General features: G+C 65.3%; 4 protein-coding genes and 1 pseudogene. All 5 read left to right on the top strand.

All coding sequences use genetic code 11. The annotated features are described in order from the left end of the window. The coding region (locus tag AC1DYM_RS22585) for a putative maltokinase (protein ID WP_477342230.1) at positions 1–1499 on the top strand (1499 nt) is incomplete at its 5' end. Then, on the top strand, positions 1496–3682 hold the full coding sequence (gene glgB / locus AC1DYM_RS22580; RefSeq protein WP_477342228.1) for a 1,4-alpha-glucan branching protein GlgB: 2187 nt from the start codon (positions 1496–1498) through the stop codon (positions 3680–3682). The genes AC1DYM_RS22585 and glgB, both read left to right, overlap by 4 nt. Before the next feature lie 11 nt (positions 3683–3693). Then, the gene (glgX, locus tag AC1DYM_RS22575) at positions 3694–5802 is read left to right on the top strand and encodes a glycogen debranching protein GlgX (protein ID WP_477342226.1); all 2109 of its coding nucleotides are present in this window, start codon (positions 3694–3696) and stop codon (positions 5800–5802) included. Beyond that, positions 5799–7550, top strand: coding sequence for a malto-oligosyltrehalose trehalohydrolase (gene treZ / locus AC1DYM_RS22570; protein ID WP_477342225.1), 1752 nt, complete (start codon positions 5799–5801; stop codon positions 7548–7550). The genes glgX and treZ overlap by 4 nt, the downstream gene beginning before the upstream one ends. A gap of 3 nt (positions 7551–7553) precedes the next feature. Further along, positions 7554–7846, top strand: a pseudogene (locus AC1DYM_RS22565) (hypothetical protein); the annotation flags it as partial.

Genomic DNA, 7846 nt, shown 5'->3' with positions numbered 1-7846 from the left:
ACCTCGGCGTGCGCCGCTGGTTCGCGGCGAAAGACCGCGGCATCGAATCGGTAAAGATTCTTTACGCGGTGCCCTGGCCCGATCGCGGAGACGACCTGGTGTTCACGGAGGTCGAGGCAACCCTGGCCGATGGCGGCAAGGAGCGTTACAGCTTGCCGGTGGGTATCGTCTGGGAAGACGAGAATCCGACCGCGCGTGCCCAGCAGCTCACGCTGGCCCGCGTGCGCCGCGGCCGTCGTATCGGTCTGCTGACGGATGGCTTCTCGCTCGAGGCATTTGCGTCCGGTTTGCTGATCGGCCTGCGTAATGAGGTCGAACTGCCGGTGAGTGGCGGCTTCGTTCGCTTCGAGCGGACCGATGCCTTCGATCCCGACGCGTTCTCCAGCGACGTCGAAAACCGCTGGATGACCACCGAGCAATCGAACAGCTCGATGATCCTCCACGACCAGGGCGTGCTGAAGCTGTTCCGCCGCACCTCGGCGGGAATCAATCCCGAAGTCGAGATGGGCCGCTTCCTCACCGACAACGGCTACGCCAACACCTCGCCGCTGCTGGGCGAAGTGGTGCGGGTCGACGACCAGGGCGATCGCACCACGATCGCCGTCCTGCAGGGTTTCCTGCGTAACCAGGGTGACGCGTGGCGCTGGACGCTGGACTTCCTGCGTCGTAGCTACGACGAATACAGCCACTCCAACGACGACGAGCGCCGCGCGGAGATCGAAGGCGGCTACGACGCTTTCGCCGCCGCTGTCGGCACGCGTCTGGGCGAACTGCATGCGCTGCTGGCGAAGCCGTCGGAGCTTCCGGCGTTCGATCCGGAGACAGCGACGGAGTCCGTGGCGAGTGCATGGCGAGACAGCGTCCGCGAACAGGTGAAACGCGCCATCGGTTCGCTCGACCACGCGACGAACGTCTCCGACGCCGTCCACGGCGAGATCGAAGCCGTGCACGAGCGGGTGTCCATGCTGGACAAGCACATCGGTGAGCTGGCGACGGCAGGCAAGGGTGCGCTCCTGACCCGTACCCACGGTGACTTCCACCTCGGCCAGATTCTCGTTGTCCAGGACGATGCGTACATCATCGACTTCGAAGGCGAGCCGGCCAGGTCGCTCGAGGAACGTCGCGGCAAGCACACGCCGCTGCGCGACGTCGCCGGGTTCCTGCGCTCCCTTCACTACGCCGCGGCGATGGCCCGTCGTGGCGAGGATGGCCTCGCACCCGTGGAAGACGAGGGCTTCGGCGATTACCTCGCACGCTTCCGCGAACGCTCGTCGAAGGTGTTCCTCGATGCCTACCGGAGCGTGCTGGATGCGGCGCCTGTGCGCTGGGTCGATGCCGTGGCGCTTGCGCCGCTGCTCGAGCTCTTCATCATCGAGAAGGCCGCCTACGAGGTCAGCTACGAGGCCGCCAACCGGCCCGGTTGGCTGGACGTGCCGCTGCGGGGCCTGCTCCATGCGGCGCGCGGCGACACCGCCACTGAACTGAAGGAGGATTCGTGACCGACGCACGCAGCTACGGACTGAGCGATACCGCTGCGGTTGCCGCACTGGTGGAGGGTCGCCACGGCGATCCCTTCGCCCTGCTGGGGCCGCACACGATCGACGGACGACGCGTGGTGCGCACCCTGCAACCGGGCGCGCTGGGCGTCGAGCTGATCGACGCCGCGGGCCGGCCGGTTGCGGAACTTCGACGCGTTCACGACGACGGGCTCTTCGCCGGCATCGCCCCGGACGAGTCAGCGTATCGTCTTCGCGTCCGCTGGCCTGGCGCGAGTCACGACACCCACGATCCCTACGCGTTCGCGACATTGCTGGCCGATGAAGACCTGCAGCGGATGTCCGACGGCACGCATGTCGAGCTGTTCCGCGTGCTCGGCGCACATCCCGTCACGATCGATGGCGTGCATGGCGTGCGCTTCGCCGTCTGGGCGCCGAACGCGCAACGGGTGAGCGTGGTCGGTGACTTCGACAGTTGGGACGGTCGCCGCCATCCGATGCGCAAACGTGTCCCAGCGGGCGTCTGGGAGTTGTTCATCCCCGGTCTGCTCGCCGGCGCGCGATACAAGTACGAGATCTGGGGCGCGGATGGCTCGCTCACCCAGCGTGCGGATCCCGTGGCACTGGCCGCCGAGTTGCCACCGGCGACCGCATCCATCGTGGCCGACCCGGCGGCGTTCCACTGGACGGACGGCGAGTGGCTGCGCAAGCGCGGTGCCCTGCATCACGCCGGCTCCCCACTGTCGATCTATGAGCTGCACGCGGGATCGTGGTTGCGCGGCAAGGACAACGAAGAGCTGCACTGGGATGACATCGGTGAGCGGCTGATCCCGTATGTCGCCGGGATGGGCTTTACCCATATCGAGCTGTTGCCCATCTCCGAGCATCCGTTCGGCGGGTCCTGGGGCTATCAGCCGCTCGGCCAGTTCGCACCGACATCGCGGTTCGGTACACCGGAGGCCTTCGCGCGCTTCGTCGATCGCTGCCACGAAGCGGGCGTCGGCGTCATCGTCGATTGGGTGCCCGCGCATTTCCCGACCGATATCCATGGTCTCGCGCATTTCGACGGCACGCCGCTTTACGAGCATGCGGACCCGCGGGAAGGGTTCCATCAGGACTGGAACACGCTCATCTTCAATCTTGGTCGCAACGAGGTCTCGGGATTCCTCGTTGCCAGTGCCTTGGCGTGGCTCGAACGCTTCCACGTCGATGGCCTGCGCGTGGACGCCGTCGCGTCGATGCTTTACCGCGATTACAGCCGCAAGCACGGCGAGTGGGTGCCGAACAAATACGGCGGGCGCGAAAACCTGGAGTCGATCGACTTCCTGCGCCGCGTGAACCAGCTGGTCGCCGAGCGCCACCCGGACTGCATGACGATCGCTGAGGAATCTACCGCATGGCCGGGCGTGACCCAGCCGGTGGAGCAGGGCGGACTCGGTTTCACCTTCAAGTGGAACATGGGCTGGATGCACGATTCGCTCGACTTCATGACCCACGACCCGATTCATCGTCGCTGGCACCATGGCGAGATGACGTTCAGCATGGTCTACGCTTACTCGGAGAAGTTCGTCTTGCCGCTCTCGCACGACGAGGTCGTGCATGGCAAGCGTTCGTTGCTTGGTCGCATGCCCGGTGACGAGTGGCAGAAGTTCGCCAACCTGCGCGCCTATTACGGCTTCATGTGGGGGCATCCCGGCAAGAAGCTGCTGTTTACCGGTGGCGAGATCGCCCAGCCGCGCGAATGGAACCATGACGCCCAGATTGCCTGGGAGCTGCTCGACCATCCCCTGCACCTGGGGGTGCAGAAGCTGGTGCGCGATCTGAACCACCTCTACGCGGCGACGCCGGCGCTTCATGCGTGGGATTCGGACCCTCGCGGTTTCCGTTGGGTCATCGGTGACGATGCCGAGCAGAGCGTCTTCGCCTGGTTGCGCATGGCCGACGGTGGGCGCACCGTATTGGTGGTGAGCAACCTGACGCCGACCCCGCGACATAGTTTCCGTATCGGCGTCCCCGAAGGCGGGCGATGGCGCGAAGCGCTGAACTCGGACGCCGTCGAATATGGCGGGTCGGGTATCGGCAATGAAGGCGAGCGGCACGCCCAGGCGGTACCCGCGCACGGCTTCGAGCAGTCGGTCGTGCTGAGCCTGCCGCCGCTATCGACGGTCATGTTCGTGGCCGACTGACGAGGATCGCGATGCCCGCACTTCCCGAACGCATGCAGTCCGGTACGCCGTATCCCCTGGGTGCGACCTGCGATGGCATGGGTACCAACTTTGCGGTGTTCTCCGCGCACGCGGAGCGCATCGAACTGTGTCTGTTCGATCCTTCCGGCAAGCGAGAGATCGCGCGCTACGAGTTGCCGGAGTGCACGGACGAAATCTGGCATGGCTACCTGCCGCGGGTTCGCGGCGGGACGCTCTACGGCTTCCGGGCCTACGGTCCCTACCAGCCCGAGGAAGGGCACCGGTTCAATCCGAACAAGCTCCTGCTCGATCCGTACGCACGCTTGCTGCACGGGCAGGTGCGCTGGTCGGATGCCCTGCACGGCTATCGCGTTTCCTCGCCACGGGCGGATCTCTCGTTCGATCGGCGTGACAGCGCCGTGGCCATGCCGAAAGCGGTGGTGGTCGACGAGCCGATGCACTGGACGGGAGGGAACCGACCACACACGCCGTGGAACGAGACGGTCATCTACGAGACACACCTGCGCGGCTTCACGCGAACACTCAAGCGCATACGGCAGAACGAGCGTGGCACCTTTATCGCGCTGGCCGATCCCTACGTGATCGACTACCTGGTGAAGCTTGGCATTACCGCGGTGGAGCTCTTGCCGGTGCATGCCTTCGTGCAGGACCGCCGCCTCACCGAGATGAAGCTGCGCAACTACTGGGGCTATAACACGCTCGCCTTCTTCGCACCCGAGCCAGGCTACATGGCCGAGGGCGCACTCAATGAGATACGGGCGGCGGTACAGGCCCTGCATGCCGCTGGCATCGAGGTCATCCTGGATGTGGTCTACAACCACACCTGCGAAGGCAGCGAGCTGGGCACGACGATGTCGTTCCGCGGCCTGGACAACAAGAGCTACTACCGGTTGATGCCGGACAATCCGCGTTATTGCATCAACGACACCGGCACCGGCAACACGGTGAATACGGCGCACCCGCGGGTCATCCAGCTGGTGATGGATTCGCTGCGCTATTGGGTACAAACGTTCCACATCGACGGCTTTCGTTTCGATCTCGGGGTCAGCCTGGGGCGTGAGGAAAACGGCTTCGATCCGTGTTGTGGCCTGTTTGACGCCATGCGCCAGGATCCCGTGCTGGCCAATGTGAAACTGATTTCCGAACCCTGGGACATCGGTCCCGGGGGGTACCAGCTGGGCAATCACCCGCCCGGCTTCGCCGAATGGAACGGCCAGTTCCGCGACGACATCCGCAAGTTCTGGAAAGGCGATTCGAATATGCGTGGTGTCCTTGCCGGCCGGCTCCAGGCCTCGGGTGAGCTGTTCGATCACCAGCGACGAAAGCCGTGGGCTTCGGTGAATTTCGTCACCGCGCACGATGGCTTCACCCTGGAAGACCTGGTCAGCTACAACGACAAGCACAACGATGCCAACGGCGAAGAAAATCGCGACGGCGGCAACGACAACGAAAGCTATAACCACGGCGTCGAAGGTCCCAGCGACGATCCGGCGATCGTCCTGCAACGCGATCGCGTGAAGCGGGCGATGCTGGCGACGATGTTCTTCTCGCATGGCACGCCGATGCTCCTGGGTGGCGATGAATTCGGTCGCACGCAGCAGGGCAACAACAATGCGTACTGCCAGGACAACGAACTGTCCTGGTACGACTGGAAGCTTGCCACCTCGGAGCAGGGCAGGGAACTCACCGATTTCGTCGCGCGCCTGGCACGCCTGCGCGAACAGCACCCCACCTTGCGCGCGGCGCATTTCCTGCGTGGCGACAAGGAGGTCGCGCCCGGCATGCGCGAGGTCGCCTGGTTCGACGAAAGTGGCGCGGAAATGACCCAGGCCACCTGGGGCTATACCGAGGGTCGTTTGTTGGCTCTGCGCCGTGCCCAGGCCTATGGCGAGAAGCGCGCCGACGTGACGCTGGTCCTGATCAACGCCACCCCGGAAACCCACGTGTTCCACCTGCCCCAGCCAGCGGTCATCTGGCGGCTGCGCTGCAATACCGCCTCACCGTCGGCGAGCGAGGTGCCCTGGAGCGAACCGACCATCGCCGTGGCAGGCCATAGCGTGATCCTGCTGGGTTCGATCGTCCGGACGGAACCGGCATGACGGCTCGCTACGTGCACGCGATGCCGTACGGCGCCAAGTCGCTGGGCGACGGTCGCACGCGATTCCGGCTCTGGGCACCCGACCTCGAGTCGGTGTCGCTCGAATGCGATACGGGGCATACCGCGGCCATGCGGTCCCTCGATGATGGCTGGTTCGAGTGCATCTGCCCCGCCGAGGTGGGCGTGGGTTACCGCTTCCGCATCGACGGTTCGCTGGCGGTGCCGGATCCGGCCTCGCGTCGCCAGCGCGGCGGTGACGTCCATGGCTACAGTGTCGTGACCGACCCGCTGTCCTTTGAATGGCGCAATACGGCATGGAACGGCCGACCGTGGCACGAGACGATCGTCTATGAGCTGCACGTCGGCGCGCTCGGCGGCTTCCACGGCGTGGAGATGATCCTGCCGCATCTGGCCTCGCTCGGAGTCACCGCCATCGAGTTGATGCCGATTGCGCAGTTTCCCGGTGAGCGCAACTGGGGTTACGACGGTGTCCTGCCGTACGCACCGGCCGATGCCTATGGTTCGCCGGAAGACCTCAAGGCCATGATCGATACGGCGCACGATCTCGGCCTGATGGTGTTCCTGGACGTCGTCTACAACCACTTCGGCCCCGACGGCAATTACCTCGGCGCCTACGCATCGCGGTTTTTCGATGAAGACGTGCACACGCCGTGGGGTGCGGCCATCGGCGTGTCGTCGCCCCAGGTGGGCGACTACTTCGTGCATAACGCGCTGTACTGGATCCAGGAGTTTCGCTTCGACGGCCTGCGCTTCGATGCCGTGCACGCGATCGGCAATCCGGGCTGGCTGGCCTCGCTGGCCAGTCGCGTTCATGCGGCGGTGGGACCAAACCRCCATGTCCACCTGATCCTCGAGAACGAGGGCAACCAGGCCAACCTGCTCGGGCGTGGGCGCTTCGATGCGCAGTGGAACGACGACTTCCACAATGCTGTGCATGTGCTGCTCACCGGCGAGAACGAGGGCTATTACGCCCACTACGCCTCGCCGATGGAGAAGCTGCTGCGGACGCTCCGCGAAGGCTTTGCTTTCCAGGGCGAGATGATGGGATCGCGCCGCCGTGGCGAGCCCAGTGGACACCTGGCGCCGGTGCGCTTCGTCAACTTCCTGCAGAACCACGATCAGGTCGGCAACCGGGCCTTCGGCGAGCGGCTCGTGACCCTGATCGATCGGGAAACCATGGAAGCGGCCCTGACCCTGCTCCTGCTGTCCCCCTTCGTACCGATGCTTTTCATGGGCGAGGAGTGGGCAAGCAGCACGCCGTTCCTCTATTTCACCGACTTTGCGGACGAGGAACTGCGTGACGCGGTTCGCGAAGGCCGTCGCAAGGAGTTCGCCGGGTTCACCAGCTTTGGCGGCGAAGAAATTCCGGATCCGAACGAGTACGACACGTTCACCGCGTCGATCCCGAAGCGCGACGGCACCCACGGCGAGCACCGCCGCCTTTTCATCCGTGACCTGATCTCCCTGCGCCACAAGTACGTCGCGCCTTACATCGACGACGCGAGGAGCCTCGGCGCCGAGGCCCTCGGCGAGCGCGCCTTCAGGGCGTCGTGGTCGCTCGGCGGCCAGGCCCTCACTTTGTTCGTCAATCTCGGTGACACCGACGTCACCATCGCACAGCCACCATCGCCGTCGGCGGCGTGGCTACACGGCGACGCCGCCGAGATCGCCTCTGTATCGCGTGGCCTGCTTCCCGCACGCCGCGCGGTCGCCTGCCTGGAGTCCTGAGCCGTGAACGCCCCCCTCGACGATCGTCTCGCCCTGCTCGCGGAACAGGCTGGCGTGGACGTGTATTGGCGCGACGCGCTGGATCGTCCGCAATCCACCCCGGCCGACACGTTGCGTGCCGTGCTGCGCGCGCTCGACCTTCCTGCGGATAACGCTGACGACATCGAGGCCAGCCTCCAGCGCATCGAACAGGAGCGCAGTGGCCGGCAGCCCCCTCGACTGGTCACGGCGGATGCCGGCGATCGCTTTATCTTGCCCGTCTCGCCCCGCGGGCGTGCATGGAAGCTGCTCGCCGA

This window comes from Luteibacter sp. P1_D3 (genome assembly GCF_056406135.1).
The sequence above is the reverse complement of the archived record's forward strand: the minus strand, read 5'-3'. Positions and strand labels throughout refer to the sequence as shown.

What these genes read in the sequence shown, in the direction of transcription:
- glgX (WP_477342226.1), top strand. Translation starts at nt 3,694, where the DNA reads ATGCCCGCACTTCCCGAACGCATGCAGTCCGGTACGCCGTATCCCCTG.